Origin of the sequence: Rhodoplanes sp. SY1, assembly GCF_046000175.1 — a bacterium.
In the GTDB taxonomy this organism is placed as follows: domain Bacteria; phylum Pseudomonadota; class Alphaproteobacteria; order Rhizobiales; family Xanthobacteraceae; genus Rhodoplanes.
The window spans coordinates 1-1,133 of record NZ_JBEOMB010000310.1; the positions used below are offsets into that span (position 1 = coordinate 1).

Genomic DNA, 1,133 nt, shown 5'->3' on the forward strand with positions numbered 1-1,133 from the left:
AGTCGCGGCTCGAACTGATGCTGACCACCGGAGTGATGTCGCCGGAACTTCCGCCGGCCGCGCCACCGCACCGAACGGGACATTGATTGGCCGCGGAGGGGGACGCTGGAGTCCTCCGCAGGTCGGTCCGTCTTTCACGGCATAGCAGCGACGGGATGTGTAGCGGAGGTCCGCTACATTCGATCCCCCCACCGCCCGTTCTCGTTCCGTTGCCGGGTTTCATAAGACCGCGGCCAGTGGCGGGCGTGCACGTCAAGAAGCAGCGCCATTGGCGCGGCCGCCCACACAGAAAACAGCGCAGCGATCACCGAGTTAGCCAGCTCCCACGGCGACTTTCGACTCAGTCCATGTTGACGCTGCCAACAACGCGACAGCCTGGAGGAGGTCGTGCGCGAGCTCGTCGGCGACGAGGGGTGATCGCATCGATGACGAGGTGCGAGCGGATTACGAGCCCTTTTTCGCCTTCGCCCCGGCGGCTGGACTGCGCCTCACCGAATGCATCTTGCGCCGGTCCGTGGTCGACTGCGCCTGCGGGCGCGCCCCGGCGTGACCGGCGGAATACTTCGCGGAGACGGCCCAAAAAACGCGGGCCGAAGGCGCTGATCCGTCATGAGCATCGGACGGTGACAGCGAACGTCGCCTCTTTTCTGTGTTTCGCTGTTTTGATGCATCACAGGATTACAAGATACTCTGATTGGCCTAGCCGGGTTGTCCGTGCGCATCACGACAACCAGTTGTGGTGGAGCCTAGGAAATGGGAGTATCGTGTTCAAGTTGAGTGGCAGACCGGACTTCAAGGCTCTCCGAGGCAGCCGATGAACCCACTTTCATGGGTGCTGTTGCCAACAGTTTCCCTATGTCTGTTACTTTTGTCTTCCTTGGGCATCCCGGCCGAAGACCTGGTTATTGACGCCCGTACGGCTGAAGAAGTTCTCCCATATGCGCGGCTCGCTGAAGACGTTTATAACAGCCCGGGTACGACGAGTGTAGCAGGCTGGAGCCGGGTAGAGTGGCAGGACGTGTACAGGGAAGCGGGGAAGGCTTCCGAAATTCCTTCAGTTGCCGCATCCGGCTTCTACGCCGCTGTCTATAGAAATCAAAAAACCGGTGAGGTTGTATTATCGTTTCGTGGCA

At 60.4% G+C, this 1,133-nt stretch carries 1 protein-coding gene; it reads left to right on the plus strand.

Annotated features, from left to right (window positions below):
- Nucleotides 1-814 precede the first annotated feature (814 nt).
- Nucleotides 815-1,133: hypothetical protein (locus ABTU92_RS29315; protein ID WP_408095074.1), on the plus strand; the 319-nt coding region annotated here is incomplete at its 3' end.